11 protein-coding genes and 1 pseudogene are annotated in these 14,089 nt (G+C 59.2%); 4 read left to right on the top strand and 8 right to left on the bottom strand.

Translation table 11 applies throughout. From position 1 onward, the window contains the following. Nucleotides 1–33 precede the first annotated feature (33 nt). The 3 genes from AACX78_RS10945 to AACX78_RS10935 are packed head-to-tail and all read left to right on the top strand — an operon-like array spanning nucleotide 34 to nucleotide 2,745. The gene (locus AACX78_RS10945; RefSeq protein WP_099993628.1) at nucleotides 34–927 is read left to right on the top strand and encodes an ABC transporter permease subunit; all 894 of its coding nucleotides are present in this window, start codon (nucleotides 34–36) and stop codon (nucleotides 925–927) included. Continuing rightward, a complete protein-coding gene (locus AACX78_RS10940; RefSeq protein ID WP_017411679.1) occupies nucleotides 927–1,925 on the top strand; it encodes a peptide ABC transporter ATP-binding protein in 999 nt (332 codons plus the stop codon). The genes AACX78_RS10945 and AACX78_RS10940 overlap by 1 nt, the downstream gene beginning before the upstream one ends. A 34-nt stretch (nucleotides 1,926–1,959) precedes the next feature. Next, nucleotides 1,960–2,745, top strand: a complete 786-nt coding sequence (locus tag AACX78_RS10935) for a peptide ABC transporter ATP-binding protein (RefSeq protein ID WP_005310752.1) — start codon at nucleotides 1,960–1,962, stop codon at nucleotides 2,743–2,745. Between the two features lie 156 nt (nucleotides 2,746–2,901). Here AACX78_RS10935 and miaE read toward each other — a convergent pair whose 3' ends face one another. The 8 genes from miaE to lrp form a co-directional block, all read right to left on the bottom strand. Continuing rightward, nucleotides 2,902–3,660: a tRNA isopentenyl-2-thiomethyl-A-37 hydroxylase MiaE gene (miaE, locus tag AACX78_RS10930; protein ID WP_159166204.1), complete on the bottom strand. Its 759-nt coding sequence runs from the start codon at nucleotides 3,658–3,660 to the stop codon at nucleotides 2,902–2,904. 223 nt (nucleotides 3,661–3,883) lie between these two features. Next, nucleotides 3,884–5,404 (bottom strand): amidophosphoribosyltransferase, encoded by a 1,521-nt coding sequence (gene purF / locus AACX78_RS10925; RefSeq protein ID WP_005310748.1) that lies wholly within the window; start codon nucleotides 5,402–5,404, stop codon nucleotides 3,884–3,886. Nucleotides 5,405–5,425: 21 nt separating this feature from the next. Continuing rightward, nucleotides 5,426–5,914 (bottom strand): CvpA family protein, encoded by a 489-nt coding sequence (locus AACX78_RS10920; RefSeq protein ID WP_005310746.1) that lies wholly within the window; start codon nucleotides 5,912–5,914, stop codon nucleotides 5,426–5,428. 187 nt (nucleotides 5,915–6,101) lie between these two features. Next, nucleotides 6,102–7,397 carry a serine--tRNA ligase gene (gene serS / locus AACX78_RS10915; protein ID WP_159166203.1) on the bottom strand — a complete coding sequence of 432 codons (1,296 nt, stop codon included), beginning with the start codon at nucleotides 7,395–7,397 and terminating at the stop codon, nucleotides 6,102–6,104. Nucleotides 7,398–7,752: 355 nt separating this feature from the next. Beyond that, nucleotides 7,753–9,096 carry a replication-associated recombination protein A gene (locus AACX78_RS10910; RefSeq protein WP_058394660.1) on the bottom strand — a complete coding sequence of 448 codons (1,344 nt, stop codon included), beginning with the start codon at nucleotides 9,094–9,096 and terminating at the stop codon, nucleotides 7,753–7,755. 118 nt (nucleotides 9,097–9,214) lie between these two features. Continuing rightward, a complete protein-coding gene (gene lolA / locus AACX78_RS10905) occupies nucleotides 9,215–9,823 on the bottom strand; it encodes an outer membrane lipoprotein chaperone LolA (protein WP_159166202.1) in 609 nt (202 codons plus the stop codon). 77 nt (nucleotides 9,824–9,900) lie between these two features. Continuing rightward, nucleotides 9,901–12,426, bottom strand: coding sequence for a DNA translocase FtsK (locus AACX78_RS10900; protein ID WP_159166201.1), 2,526 nt, complete (start codon nucleotides 12,424–12,426; stop codon nucleotides 9,901–9,903). Between the two features lie 202 nt (nucleotides 12,427–12,628). Continuing rightward, a complete protein-coding gene (gene lrp / locus AACX78_RS10895) occupies nucleotides 12,629–13,120 on the bottom strand; it encodes a leucine-responsive transcriptional regulator Lrp (protein WP_005300047.1) in 492 nt (163 codons plus the stop codon). Between the two features lie 150 nt (nucleotides 13,121–13,270). On the opposite strand from lrp, the pseudogene AACX78_RS10890 reads away from it, so the two are divergent. Next, nucleotides 13,271–13,471: pseudogene (locus tag AACX78_RS10890) on the top strand (alanine dehydrogenase); the annotation flags it as partial. Between the last annotated feature and the right edge of the window lie 618 nt (nucleotides 13,472–14,089).

Here is a 14,089-nt window from a genome sequence, read left to right as displayed (position 1 = left end):
GCGCTCATGGCATGAGCGGGAGCCCCATATCCCATGCAAGATAAAACTAGCCTCTACCCCGAGCTCAAGATCCTCTCCCCGCTGGAGCAGACCTGGGCCTCCTATCGCCGCAATCCGCTGGCCATGGGGGCACTCTGGTGCTTCGTGATCCTGCTGCTCATCACCTTGATTGGCCCCTTCCTGGTACCCTATGGCATCGATGAGCAGCACAGTACCCACCTGCTGCTGGCACCCTCCTGGGCCAACAGCGGCAACATAGACTACTTTCTTGGCACAGACGATCTGGGCCGTGACATCCTCTCCCGGCTGGTGGTGGGCGCGCGCTTCACCTTCGGCAATGCCTTGCTGGTAGTGCTGATCGCCATGGTGGTCGGCACGGCCATCGGCATCCTGGGCGGCATGAGCAAGGGGCTCAAATCGAGCGTGCTGCACCACCTGCTCGACACCCTGCTCTCCATCCCCTCTCTGCTGCTGGCCATCATCATGGTCGCCATCCTGGGGCCCGGCCTGTTCAACACCCTGATTGCCATCACGCTGGCGCTGATCCCCCCCTTTATCCGGGCGACCTACAACGCCGTTCACACCGAGATGCAAAAGGAGTACATCATCGCCAGTCGCCTCGACGGCTCGCCCCCGTTTCGGATCATGCGTCTGGCCGTACTGCCGAACATAGTGGAGACCCTGGTCGCCCAGACCACTCGCACCCTCTCTGCCGCCATCCTCGATATCTCGGCGGTGGGTTTTCTCGGCCTCGGTGCCCAGTCTCCCCAGCCAGAGTGGGGGGCCATGCTGGCCGACTCGAGCGATCTCATCTATCTCGCCCCCTGGACCGTGACCCTGCCGGGCATGGCCATACTGTTCAGCGTGCTGGTAACCAATTTAGTGGGTGAAGGCATCCGTGAAGCACTCAAAGAGGGGAATGATTAATGCCCTTGCTCGATATTCGCAACCTCACCATCGAAATTGACACGCCACAGGGCAAGGTCAAGGCGGTGGACAAGGTGAGCCTGACCCTGACCGAGGGGGAGATCCGCGGCCTGGTGGGGGAATCCGGCTCCGGCAAGAGCCTGATTGCCAAAGTGATCGTCGGCATCCAGAAAGACAACTGGACGGTACGTGCCGACCGGATGCGCTTCAACGACATGGATCTGCTGACCATGGCCCCCAAGGAGCGGCGCCGGATCATGGGCCGCGAGATAGCCATGATTTTTCAGGACCCCATCAGCTGCCTGGATCCGTCCGGGGAGATTGGCGCCCAGCTGGAAGAGGCGATCCCGACCGATTCGTTTGAAGGGAAATTCTGGCAACGCTTCCAGTGGCGCAAGAAAAAAGCCATCGCGCTGCTGCACAGGGTCGGCGTCAAGGATCACCGCAAGGTGATGCGCGCCTATCCCCACGAGCTCTCTGACGGCATGTGTCAGAAGGTGATGATCGCCATGGCCATTGCCAACAAGCCGCGCCTGCTGGTAGCCGATGAGCCCACCAGCGCCATGGAGTCCACCACCCACTCCCAGATCCTGCGGCTGCTGGACAAGATGAACAAGCTGGGCAACACCACCATTCTCATCATCAGCAACGACATTGCCGCCATCGCCAACCTGACCGACACCATCAATGTGATGTACTGCGGCCAGATGGTGGAGGTCGGTACCCGGGATCAGATCCTGGATACCCCGCACCACCCCTATACCGATGCCTTGCTCAAGTCCATTCCCGACTTTGACAAGCTGGTGCGCCACAAGTCGCGACTCGAAACCCTGCCCGGTGTCATTCCACCGCTGCAGCATCTGCCCATAGGTTGCCGACTCGGTCCCCGTTGTCCCTATGCCCAGAAGCAGTGCGTACAGACGCCGCTGATGAGCAAGATCAAGGGCCACCAGTTCAGTTGCCACTTCCCGCTGAACATGGAGGAGCCGAAAAAATGATGTTCGTTAACGCCCCCGTCAAGGAGCACAGCTTGTGATTGAACCCTCCCTGTTGCAGGTCAGAGGCCTTAGCAAGACCTATCAAAACCGCACCGGCCTGTTTCGCCGCCGGGCGGTGGAAGCCATCAAGCCGCTCTCGTTTGATCTGGACGTGGGCCAGACGCTGGCCATCGTCGGTGAGGCTGGCTCCGGCAAGAGTACCCTGGCACGGATCCTGGCCGGCATGATAGAGCCCACCAGCGGCGACATCGCCATCGAGGGTCAGACCTTGGTGCATGGCGACTACCAGACCCGCTGCAAGCTGCTGCGTATGATCTTCCAGGACCCCAACTCCTCCCTCAACCGCAAGATCCGGGTCGGCCAGATCCTGGAGACACCGCTGCGGCTCAACACCGAAATGAGTGACGAGGAGCGACACGACAAGGTGGTGCAGACCCTGCGCATGGTGGGCATGCTGCCGGATCACGCCCTCTTCTACCCCCAGATGCTCTCCGCCGGTCAGCAGCAGCGGGTGGCGCTGGCCCGCGCGCTCATTCTCAACCCCAAGATAGTGGTAGCCGATGAGGCACTCTCCACCCTGGACATCTCGGTGCGCTCCCAGATCATCAACCTGCTGCTGGAGATGCAGGAGACCATGGGACTGAGCTATGTGCTGGTAGCCAACGATCTGGGGGTGGTCAGCCACATCAGTGACGAGGTACTGGTGATGCACGACGGACGAGTGGTGGAGCGCGGCAAAACCCTCAAGGTGTTCGCCGATCCCCAGCATGAGGTGACCCGCCGCCTGATCCAGAACTACAACAACGAATACCGCCGCTGATCCCGTGGCCGGTGCCAGCCTTGGCACCGGCACTCTCCCCTGCTCACCTGCTTGAAAACGCGCAAAAAAATCCCGGCTCAGGGGCCGGGAATTGCGCTCAAAAATGATGCGTCGCTCGTAGTAGGAACATGGCCATGGTAGGCAGCCCCCTTGACATCAACAACTGTCAGATCTGACAGGCAGCCCGCTATGGAACCTGAATTGCGGATCCGGCGAGCAGACAAGCTCGGCTTCGAGTTTGCCAAAATACGCCACCCGCTCGCTGATATCCTCACCCGCATATTGCTCGGCCAGGGCCAGATAGTCCTGATAGTGGCGCGCCTCGGAACGCAGCAGGGAGACATAGAAACGGCCCAGCTCCTCGTCCAGATGGGGCGCCAGCTTGGCAAAGCGCTCGCAGGAGCGCGCCTCTATGTAGGCACCGATGATCAGCTTGTCAACTATGGTTGCAGGCTCGTGGGTGCGTACATGCTGCATCAGGTTGCGGGCGTAGCGGGAGGCGGTCACGGGGCCATAGGGGATGTTGCGCGCGGCCATCAGCGCCAGTACCTGCTCAAAGTGGTGCAGCTCCTCCTGAATGAGGCGCACCATGGGAAACAGCAGCGGGTTGCGTGCCAGCTCCTCAAACACGGTGCGATCGGACTCCCCCATACTGCGCTTGCCCAGGATCTCGGCCTTCTCCGGGATGGCATCCAGCTCCCGATAGAATTCCAGCTTGGGCAGCAGATGACGTTTTCCCTTGGGCAGGCAGTAGCGACGCACCAGGCTGTGGGCAGTGAGCGCAGCCTTGTTCTCGCAGTTGGCGTGATCGATGAGCAGGGTGGGCAGATGGGCGGCATCGCGCGCCATTGCCACCCACTCGTCCGGGGTCTCGCACTGCAAAAACTGGCGCACGGGGGCTAACAAGTCATCCATCTGAATTCTCGTCTGTTCTGGTTGATACGGCATTTAGTCGAGTGGATACGACTGCGCGAAGGGCGCGACAGGGTGACTATGCTAGCGGATCCCGCCGCCACTGCCCATACCCGGCTGCATAAGTGCTTTTTTTTCAATCAGATAACATCCCTTCCCCATTGCCCAGACACAACAATGGGGGCCGTAGCCCCCATCTCATCTCTGTCATTGACAACGAAAACGTTTAACTGCCTTCGTTGAAAATTTCCAGATTGCTGGTGCCTTCCTGCCACTCACGCACCGCCTTGTTGTCATCGCTGCGCATGGCGTTCAAGTGATCCAGATAGGACTGATCCACGTCGGAGGTGACATAGTGACCGTTGAACACTGAAGTCTCGAAGTGGCGCAACTCTGGGTTGATCTCCCGCACCGCTTCTTCCAGATCTTCCAGATCCTGGAAAATCAGGCCATCGGCACCAATCAGTGCACACACCTCTTCCACTTCCCGGCCGTGGGCGATCAGCTCGTTGGCGGTGGGCATGTCGATGCCATAGACGTTGGGGAAACGGATTTCCGGTGCCGCCGAGGCGAAGTAGACCTTGGCCGCGCCCGCTTCTCGAGCCATCTGGATGATCTGCTCAGAGGTAGTACCGCGCACTATGCTGTCATCCACCAGCAACACCTTCTTGCCCTTGAATTCGGAGCTGATGGCGTTGAGCTTGCGGCGTACCGACTTCTTGCGCTGGGTCTGACCCGGCATGATGAAGGTACGGCCTATGTAGCGGTTCTTCACGAAGCCCTGACGGTACGGCAGGTTCAGGGTATGGGCTATCTCCAGCGCCACGTCACAGGAGGTCTCCGGGATGGGGATGACCACATCTACGTCGAGATCTTCCCACTCGCGCGCAATCTTCTGGCCCAGCTTGCGACCCATGTTGAGGCGGGCGGCGTAGACGGAGACCTTGTCGATGCACGAGTCGGGACGGGCGAAGTAGACATATTCGAAGATGCAGGAGCTCATCTGCGGGTTTTCCGCACACTGCTCGGAGAAGAGCTGGCCCTGCTCTGTGATGTAGATGGCTTCACCCGGCGCAACATCGCGCACCGTCTCGAAACCGATGGCGTCAAGCGCCACGCTCTCGGAGGCGAGCATGTACTCCACCTGGCCCTGCTCGTCTGCCCGACGACCCAGGATCAGCGGACGAATGCCGTTGGGATCACGAAAGCCGATGAGGCCATGACCAATCACCAGGGAGACCACGGCATAGGCGCCACGGATCTGCTGATGGGTCTTGCGCACCGCAGAGAAGATATCCTCCGGACGCAGCGCCATCTTGTCGCAGAGATCCAGCTCGTGGGCCAGCACGTTCAGCAGCACTTCCGAATCGGAGGTGGTGTTGATGTGACGACGGGCCACCTTGAACTGCTGCTCCTTGAGATCCTTGGCGTTGGTGAGGTTGCCGTTGTGGGCCAGCACCATGCCGTAGGGAGAGTTCACGTAAAAAGGTTGGGCTTCAGCGGCACTTGAGCTGCCTGCGGTGGGATATCTGACATGACCTATGCCGATATGCCCCTTCAGTCGCTGCATGTGACGCACTTCAAACACGTCCTTCACCAGGCCATTGGCCTTGCGTTGCCGGAAGTTTCCACTGTCTATGGTCACGATCCCGGCGGCATCCTGTCCCCTGTGCTGCAACACCGTCAAGGCGTCGTAGAGGGCCTGATTGACGGGGGTGGTGCCAACTATACCGACAATACCACACATGTCTTTGCTACCTCGAAGTCACTATACCTGTTTAAGAAAACTGGATGAGTTCAACATGAACCCGAAAAACCACTGGATAACCGGTTTGAACTCGGGTACCAGCTTGGACGCCACCCACCAGTCGCTCTGGGAGAGGCTGGTGAAGGTATCCATAAAAAACAGCAGGGCACTGACGATCAGCACTCCGCGAATGGCGCCAAAACAGATGCCAAGCACCCGATCCGTTCCTGACAGGCCTGTTTTTTCCACCAGCAGCCCCACCACATAGTTCACTACCCCGCCCAGGATCAGGGTCGCCACGAACAGGGCTGCAATGGCCAGGCCGTTGCGTACCAGGGGATCGGAGAACGAGGTGAAATAGACGGCGAGATCGGGATAGAAATGGCTGGCGATAAAGAAGGCGATAAACCAGGTGACGAGCGACATGGCTTCCTTGACGAAGCCGCGCACCAGGCTGATGAGAGCGGAGAAACCGACGATGCCGATGATGGCGTAATCAATCCAGACCATAGGAAAAAGTGTCCTGCGAAATTGCGGCGCAGTCTAACAAAAACGATTGCGCAATGCTTGATAAAAATGTGTTAAATGTTCGACCAGGGGCCGGATGAAGCACTTTTTTCGGTGCCAACGCGAAGATTTGGCGCCCAAATGCACAACGCCATGGCATGGCCATGGCGTTGTATTTACGCGAGTGCGCTTAGCCTATGTGGGTCAGGCCACCCATGTAGGATTGCAGCGCCGCCGGAATGGCGATGCGGCCATCTTCCTGCTGGTAGTTCTCGATCACGGCCACCAGAGTGCGGCCCACTGCCAGGCCGGAGCCATTCAGGGTGTGCAGCAGCTGGGGCTTGCCATCGATACGCACGCGAGCCTGCATGCGGCGCGCCTGGAAGTCGGTGCAGTTGGAGACGGACGAGATCTCGCGATAGGTGTTCTGGGCCGGCAGCCACACTTCCAGATCGTAGGTCTTGGCGGCGCAGAAGCCCATGTCGCCGGTGGCCAGCGCCATCACGCGATACGGCAGCTCCAGCAGTTGCAGCACCTTCTCGGCATGACCCACCATCTCTTCCAGCGCTTCCCAGGATTTTTCCGGGTGAACCAGCTGCACCATCTCGACCTTGTCGAACTGGTGCATGCGGATGAGACCGCGGGTGTCACGGCCATAAGAACCCGCTTCAGAGCGGAAGCAGGGGCTGTGGGCCGTCATCTTGATGGGCAGCTCCTGCTCATCGAAGATCTCGTCGCGGGCCATGTTGGTGAGCGGCACTTCGGAGGTCGGGATCAAGGAGAACTTGCGCACCTTGCCCTCTTCTTCCCCTTCACCATTGATGCCGGTGTTGAACAAGTCTTCGGAGAATTTGGGCAGCTGGCCGGTGCCGTACAGGCTGTCCGGGTTGACCAGGTAAGGCACGTAGCACTCGGTGTAACCGTGCTGCAGGGTGTGCAGGTCCAGCATGAACTGCGCCAAGGCGCGGTGCAGGCGGGCAATCTGGCCCTTCATCACCACGAAACGGGCGCCGGAGAGTTTGACGCCGTTCTTGAAGTCGACGCCCTTGGCCGCTTCACCGAGATCGATGTGATCGCGCACCGGGAAGTCGAACGAGCGCGGGGTACCCCAGCGGCGCACTTCAACGTTGTCGTTCTCGTCACGACCCACCGGCGTGGTGTCACTCGGCAGGTTGGGAATGGCATCGGAGATGGATTTTATCTCAGCCAGCAGCGAATCGAGCTCAGCCTTGCTGGTTTCAAGCTCGTCGTTGATCTTGGTCACCTCGGCCTTGAGCGGGGCCACATCTTCACCACGACGGGCAGCCTCACCGATGGACTTGGAGCGGGCGTTGCGCTCGGCCTGCAGCTCCTGGGTACGGGACTGCAGATCCTTGCGTTTCTCTTCCAGAGCATTGACAGCCGCTACGTCCAGAACGTAGCCACGTGTCGCCAGACGAGCAGCAGCTTCGTCAATCTCGCTACGCAGATATTTGGGATCCAGCATGGTTTACCTACTTTTTTAAAATGGGATCTGGGCCTGGGTCATCAGACCGGGCGAGAAAACAGATCCGGAAGTTAACATCGGTTGGCGCACCCCTATCGTCTTCAGCTTCGGGCCTTCAAAATCAGGCCTTCGAAATCAAGAAGATGGCATCAGGCCAAGACAAGCGGGGTCAGAGGGGCAGTGTATCAGACCGCCCCCCCGCGCGAACAGGGACTATTTATGTCGTTTTTACTGACGTTACCTGCCATGCGAGGGCAAATACGCCCCCTGCTGGCCCCTTTACGATGCAAGGCTCATATAGCACCGGGGATCACCCAGCACACTTGGGCGAATGCACATAGGCTGGCTCGCCCTGTCAGGTGTCCCGCTTGCGTGGGCTCTGTTTATCCAGCTCGTGGAGATAATCGAGCTTCTGGGCGATCTGCTTCTCGAGACCGCGATCCGTGGGCTGGTAGTACTGCTTGCCAGCCAGCTGTGGCGGGAAATAGCTTTCCCCGGCGGCATAGGCCCCGGGTTCGTCGTGGGCATAGCGATACTCGGCGCCATAGCCCAGATCGCTCATCAGCTTGGTGGGTGCGTTGCGAAGGTGCGGCGGCACCTCGAAATCGGGCAGGTTTTTGGCGTCGTTGAGCGCCGCTTTCCAGGCGGTGTAGACCGCATTGCTCTTGGGGGCGCAGGCAAGGTAGACGATGGCCTGGGCGATGGCCCGCTCCCCTTCGGCAGGACCGATGCGGTGGAAGCAGTCCCAGGCCGACAGCGCCACCTGCATGGCTCTTGGGTCGGCATTGCCCACATCTTCCGAGGCAATCGCCAGCAAGCGGCGGGCGATGTAGAGGGGATCGCAACCTGCGCTCACCATGCGGGCATACCAGTAGAGGGCCGCATCGGGGGCCGAGCCGCGAATGGACTTGTGCACCGCCGAGATGAGGTCGTAGAAGTGATCGCCCCCCTTGTCAAAGCGCGCCACGTGCTCACCCACCACGGCGGCGAGCAGGGCACTGTCGATCACCCTCTCCCCTGCCCCATTGGTTTCGGCCATGTCGGCCAAGAGCTCCAGGTAGTTGAGGGACTTGCGCCCGTCACCATCCACGGCTTTGGCCAGCGCCTCCTTCACTCCGGGGGCAAAGGTGAGTGCCGGATCATTGAGACCGCGGGAGTCTGTCATTGCCTGATCGATCATGGCGAGGATGTCGTCCTCCTCCAGCCGCTTGAGCAGATAGACCCGGGCCCGGGAGAGCAGTGCGTTGTTGAGTTCAAACGAGGGGTTTTCGGTGGTGGCACCGATAAAGGTGATGGTGCCGTCTTCGATGTGGGGCAGGAACACATCCTGCTGGCTCTTGTTAAAGCGGTGCACCTCATCGACGAACAATATGGTACGCACCCCGCGCCAGCTGTTCTCCTTTGCCTTGTCGATGGCGGCGCGGATCTCCTTGATACCGGAGGTCACCGCGGAGAGCCGCTCCACCTCGGCCTGGCAGTAGTGCGCCATCAGTTCCGCCAGGGTGGTCTTGCCGGTACCGGGCGGCCCCCACAAAATCATCGAGTGGCAGTGACCGGCCAGGATCGCTTTGCGCAGGGGCTTGTCAGGCCCCAGGATATGCTGCTGACCTATGTACTGGTCGAGGTTTTGCGGCCGCATCCGGGCCGCCAGCGGACGAAAGTCCGACGAAAAATCCAGGGATAAATTGCTCATCTGCATTGACCATCCAGCGTCATGCCGACCGCCAGTGGAGGACTGCTCGACGATAGATCCAAAGACATCATGCGGGCCGCCAGCAGGTGATGGCCCGACGAGACATCCAAAGAGAAATTGCTCATCAGCGCTGGTCGTCCAGCTCGACCCCCTTCGGGATCTTGAAAACAAATTCGTTGCCCTTGAGCACCGGCTTGCGGTTGAAACTGCTCAGGGTAAATTCGCTCCATTGCCCCTGTGCCTCTTTCACATCGAAACGACTGATGTTGTTCTGCCTGTCGAACGTGACGCGAAAGGAGGCGATCAGCTCATCCTTGTTGTGGCTGGTAACGGTGTAGACATTCCCTTCCTGGGTCACGTCATAGTGCTTCCAGAATTTGTCATCGTTGCCGGCGATCAGGATGAAGGGGGTATTGAGGACCGCATCCTTGAGTTTGAGGGCGGTTACCTGCTCGACGAAGGGGTCATAGACCCAGACGTCCTTGCCATCCGCCACGATCAGGCTCTCGTCCGGCGAGGTGGTATGCCAGTTGAAACGATTCGGGCGCTGCACCAGCAGATCGCCACCGGCCTTTTGCAGCTCCTTGCCCTTGCTGTCGTAGACGGTCTGGGCAAACTTGGCGGAGAAGAGGCTCACATCGGCCAGCTTCTGCTTGAGGCTGCTGGCCGCATCCGCCCACACCTGACTGCTGGCAACCAGCAGCACAGACCCTATCAACAGTTGTTTTTTCATCACGCTTTTCATGAAGACGCTCTCGATAAAAGGCCACACCCGATGAGGGCATGGCCAGGGTAGAGGAAGGGTGAGCCTTAGTCCCGTACCGGCGGCGGTGCCAGCACATCGCGCTGACCATTGCCGCCCGGCGAGCTGACGATACCCTGATTTTCCATCTGCTCGATGAGACGAGCCGCACGGTTGTAACCAATCTTGAATTTGCGCTGCACGCTGGACGTCGAGCCACGGCGCGACTCCACCACGAAAGCCACCGCCTCGTCAAACAGGGGGTCGAGCTCTTCGTCGCTACCACCGCCATATTCGCTGCTGCCACCCTCGCCGCCTGACTCACCGGAGAGGATCTCTTCGATGTAGTTCGGCTCACCGCGCAGTTTCCAGTCCGCCACCACCTTATGTACCTCGTGATCATCGACGAAAGCGCCGTGGACACGGGTGGGGTTGGAGGTACCGGCCGGCATGTAGAGCATGTCGCCCATGCCAAGCAGGGATTCGGCCCCGCCCTGATCCAGAATGGTACGTGAGTCGATCTTGCTCGACACCTGGAACGAGATCCGGGTCGGTATGTTGGCCTTGATAAGACCGGTGATCACATCCACCGACGGACGCTGGGTCGCCAGTATGAGGTGAATACCGGCTGCCCGCGCTTTCTGGGCAATACGAGCGATAAGCTCTTCGACCTTCTTGCCGACAATCATCATCATGTCGGCGAATTCGTCCACCACCACCACTATGTGGGGCAGCTTTTCCAGCTCCGGCGGCATCTGATCCATGGAGTCACCCGGGCGCCACAAGGGATCCCGCATCGGTTCTCCCTCAGCAGCCGCAGCCAATACCTTGTCGTTGTAGCCCTTGAGGTTACGCACCCCGACCGCCGACATCAGCTTGTAACGGCGCTCCATCTCGCCCACACACCAGCGCAGGGCGTTGGCAGCATCCTTCATGTCGGTGACCACTTCGGTCAGCAGATGGGGGATCCCTTCGTAGACAGAGAGCTCCAGCATCTTGGGGTCGATCATGATGAAACGCAGATCGTCCGGGGACGACTTGTAGAGCATGGAGATGATCATGGTGTTGACCCCCACCGACTTGCCCGAACCGGTCGTACCGGCCACCAGCAAGTGCGGCATCTTGGCCAGATTCACCACCACGGGCTCCCCTGCAATGTCCTGACCGAGCCCCATGGTAAGGGGGTTGCGGCTATCACGGAAAGCATCGCAATCGAGAGTCTCGCGCAGGTAAACGGTCTGGCGCACCCGGTTGGGCAACTCGATACCGACGAAAGTCTTGCCCGGGATCACTTCCACCACCCGCACACTGCTGGCGGAAAGTGATCGGGCCAAGTCCCGCGACAGGTTGGTGATCTTGCTCGCCTTCATGCCAGGGGCCAGATCCAGCTCGAAACGGGTGATGACAGGGCCCGGATAGACACCGACCACCTTGGCCTGCACGTTGTAGTCGGCCAGCTTGGCTTCCACCAAACGGCCCATACGGTCCAGCTCGTCTTTGCTCATCATCTGGGTCTTGGCGGGCGGTCTGTCCAGCAGCTCGATGCTCGGCAAGGGGGGCATGCTCAGTTGCACACGGCGCTTGGGCTTGCCCGGCGCGGCGGCAACCGGTGCGACCGGCTCATCCTCACCCTCGGCCCAGGGCAGATCGAATTCGTCATCCTCGTCATCGGCCGTGGTCAGGGCCGGCTGGCGACGGGCATTGGCAGCGGCAGCGCGCTTGGGTTTGGCCACGGGTGCCGGCTCGTCATCTTCATCATCAAACCGCGGGTCGAACTGGAAGGTATCGTCATCGAGCTCCGGCAGCCACTCATCGGAGGTTGCCTTCTGGCCTTTGGCGGTACCGTTACCCTTGGGACGACGGGTCCAGCTGGAGTGCGGCTCATCCTCGTCTTCATCATCAAGCTCGAGGGCACCGACGCCCCCTTCCAGCAAGGGATCGGCTCCCTCGTAACGGGGCTGACGCCAGCCACCGGTCAACCAGCGACCCAGTGTGGTGGGGAAGTGGTAGATGGCGCTGACCGAACCGGTACAGGTGGCGCCAATCCGCTCGACTATGGTGAGCCAGGACCAGCCGGTAAACAGTGTGATGCCGGTTGCCACGAAGCAGAGCAACATCAGATTGGCACCGACGCCGCCAAACAGCGGCACCACGGCGGAGGCGATCACGTCCCCCACCAGGCCACCGGCGGAAAAATTCTGCATGTCATTGAAGTTCATGCTGGCAATGGCGGACATGCCGAGCACGGTCAGCACGAAGCCGACAATGCGCACCGACAGGGTGAGATAGTCCACATCCAGCAGCCGGCTCGGACGCCAGAACAGGCTCCAGCCCAGTAAAGCCACCAGGGGGGGAACCAGATAGGAGAAAGCCCCAAAGGTAAACATGGTGATATCGGCGAGCCAGGCCCCCGCGCTGCCGGCGAGGTTCTTCACCTCCCCTTGCCAGGAGGTCTGCGACCAACCGGGATCGGCGGGATGATAGGACAACAGGGCAAGCAAGAGATAGGCAGCCATCAGAGTGATGGCGATCAAGACGGCTTCGAAGATCCGTTGTGTACCTGATAAAGGAGTAAACAGCTTTTTATCGGCCAAACTCCGGCTCCTTTCTGAAAACATATAATGCGGGGGGATAAGGGGGCCTAGTATCCCTGAAAAGCCCACCGATTGTCAGCCAGTGCCTGATGGGCTGGGCCATATTCACAACCAACTCGATAAGAAGAAACGAGCGGACCGGCCGCTCGTTTCTGACTGTCGTGACTTGTCATTAGCCTGGCAAGCCACAGCATAACCCAACTCAACGGGTGCTGATCACCAGACGACTGCTCTGCTTGACCTCTTCCATCACCACATAGGTGCGGGTGTCATTGACGCCGGGCAGTCGCAGCAGGGTTTCCCCCAGCAGGCGGCGGTAGGCCGACATGTCGCTGACGCGGGTCTTGAGCAGATAGTCGAAATCGCCGGAGACCAGATGGCACTCCTGGATCTCTTCAAGCACCTGAACAGCCTTGTTGAACTGTTCAAACACATCCGGCGCACCGCGATTGAGGGTAATTTCCACGAACACCAGCAGAGACGCATCCAGATAATGAGGGTTCAGAATAGCGGCATATCCTTCGATATAACCTTGTCGCTCGAGGCGACGAACCCGTTCCAGACACGGTGTAGGACTCAGGCCAACTCGCTTGGACAACTCAACGTTCGAAATCCTGCCATCCTTTTGCAGTTCATTCAGAATGTTGCGGTCAATCCTGTCCAAATCCTTTAGCCGACTCTTAGCTTCCATCATTTTATTCCATCCTTTGGCTATTTTTTGGTAAGAATCACCAGTCATTTTATAATTATGGTCACAAATCCTGTCAATACCTGAATATGCTAGGCGCAAATGTTACGTAACCTTGAAGCAACATAAAACACCGGTCGATAGACGAGGGATAGCATGATTATCGGTGTACCTAAAGAAATAAAAAACCATGAATATCGCCTAGACATGGTTCCGGCCAGTGTACGTGAACTGACAGCACGAAACCATACTGTTTTCGTCCAAAGCGGCGCAGGAAGCGGCATTGGCTTGGATGAGGCAGATTATCGCGCTGTCGGTGCCGATATTTTGGTCTCTGCAGCAGCCGTTTTCGCCAAGACCGGATGATCATCCAGACCAGATAACTCCGCACATCAAACATGCCTGACCCGCGGGGAACATCCCCTCTTTAATCCCGTTGTGTCACCTGTTTGCATTGGGTCCCGGGTACTGGCCCTGTCAGTCAATCGCGCCCCCCTCTAAACCATCCGCCCGAAATGACCTGACGCTGCCGCCCATGGCGAAGAAAGTGGCTGAACGCATCTCTATTCATTCGAATAGCCCGCACGCTCCTCTTCTGCCTGACTGTCTTGGCGCTCTGCTGAGCGTCATCTCGCTGTTGAAGTGGTCAAGACAGGGATCTGCTACGCAATGATGGCTCCGGGCGCCACTGCGCCAAGAGTTGTCAATCATGACCATATTGTCCGCATGAAGCCGGGTTCGGCCATCGTCGGCATGACACAGATACGGGCAAAGACGAGAAGCCCCTCACCCGTACCCATCCGGTTTGCGGCTTCGTCAACGAGGCAAGACACGACAACGCAGCCGAAATACCGGGGGGACCAAGGCCATCCCGGGCGAACTCGCAAGCCACGCCCAACCTGGCGCCGGCAAACGCACTTCTCTGAGTCAGGATCCGTCCAGAATGGACCCTTTTCACCTCAAAATGAGCATCCG

The sequence above is a fragment of the Aeromonas sp. 9A genome (assembly GCF_963900955.1).
Taxonomy (GTDB): domain Bacteria; phylum Pseudomonadota; class Gammaproteobacteria; order Enterobacterales; family Aeromonadaceae; genus Aeromonas; species Aeromonas salmonicida.
The sequence above is the reverse complement of the archived record's forward strand: the minus strand, read 5'-3'. Positions and strand labels throughout refer to the sequence as shown.

Excerpts from the sequence above, each read along its gene's own strand:
- lolA (WP_159166202.1), bottom strand. The coding sequence starts at position 9,823 with ATGAAAAAACAACTGTTGATAGGGTCTGTGCTGCTGGTTGCCAGCAGT.
- AACX78_RS10945 (WP_099993628.1), top strand. The coding sequence starts at position 34 with ATGCAAGATAAAACTAGCCTCTACCCCGAGCTCAAGATCCTCTCCCCG.
- purF (WP_005310748.1), bottom strand. The coding sequence starts at position 5,404 with ATGTGTGGTATTGTCGGTATAGTTGGCACCACCCCCGTCAATCAGGCC.
- AACX78_RS10940 (WP_017411679.1), top strand. The coding sequence starts at position 927 with ATGCCCTTGCTCGATATTCGCAACCTCACCATCGAAATTGACACGCCA.
- AACX78_RS10910 (WP_058394660.1), bottom strand. The coding sequence starts at position 9,096 with ATGCAGATGAGCAATTTATCCCTGGATTTTTCGTCGGACTTTCGTCCG.
- serS (WP_159166203.1), bottom strand. The coding sequence starts at position 7,397 with ATGCTGGATCCCAAATATCTGCGTAGCGAGATTGACGAAGCTGCTGCT.
- lrp (WP_005300047.1), bottom strand. The coding sequence starts at position 13,120 with ATGATGGAAGCTAAGAGTCGGCTAAAGGATTTGGACAGGATTGACCGC.
- AACX78_RS10920 (WP_005310746.1), bottom strand. The coding sequence starts at position 5,914 with ATGGTCTGGATTGATTACGCCATCATCGGCATCGTCGGTTTCTCCGCT.
- miaE (WP_159166204.1), bottom strand. The coding sequence starts at position 3,660 with ATGGATGACTTGTTAGCCCCCGTGCGCCAGTTTTTGCAGTGCGAGACC.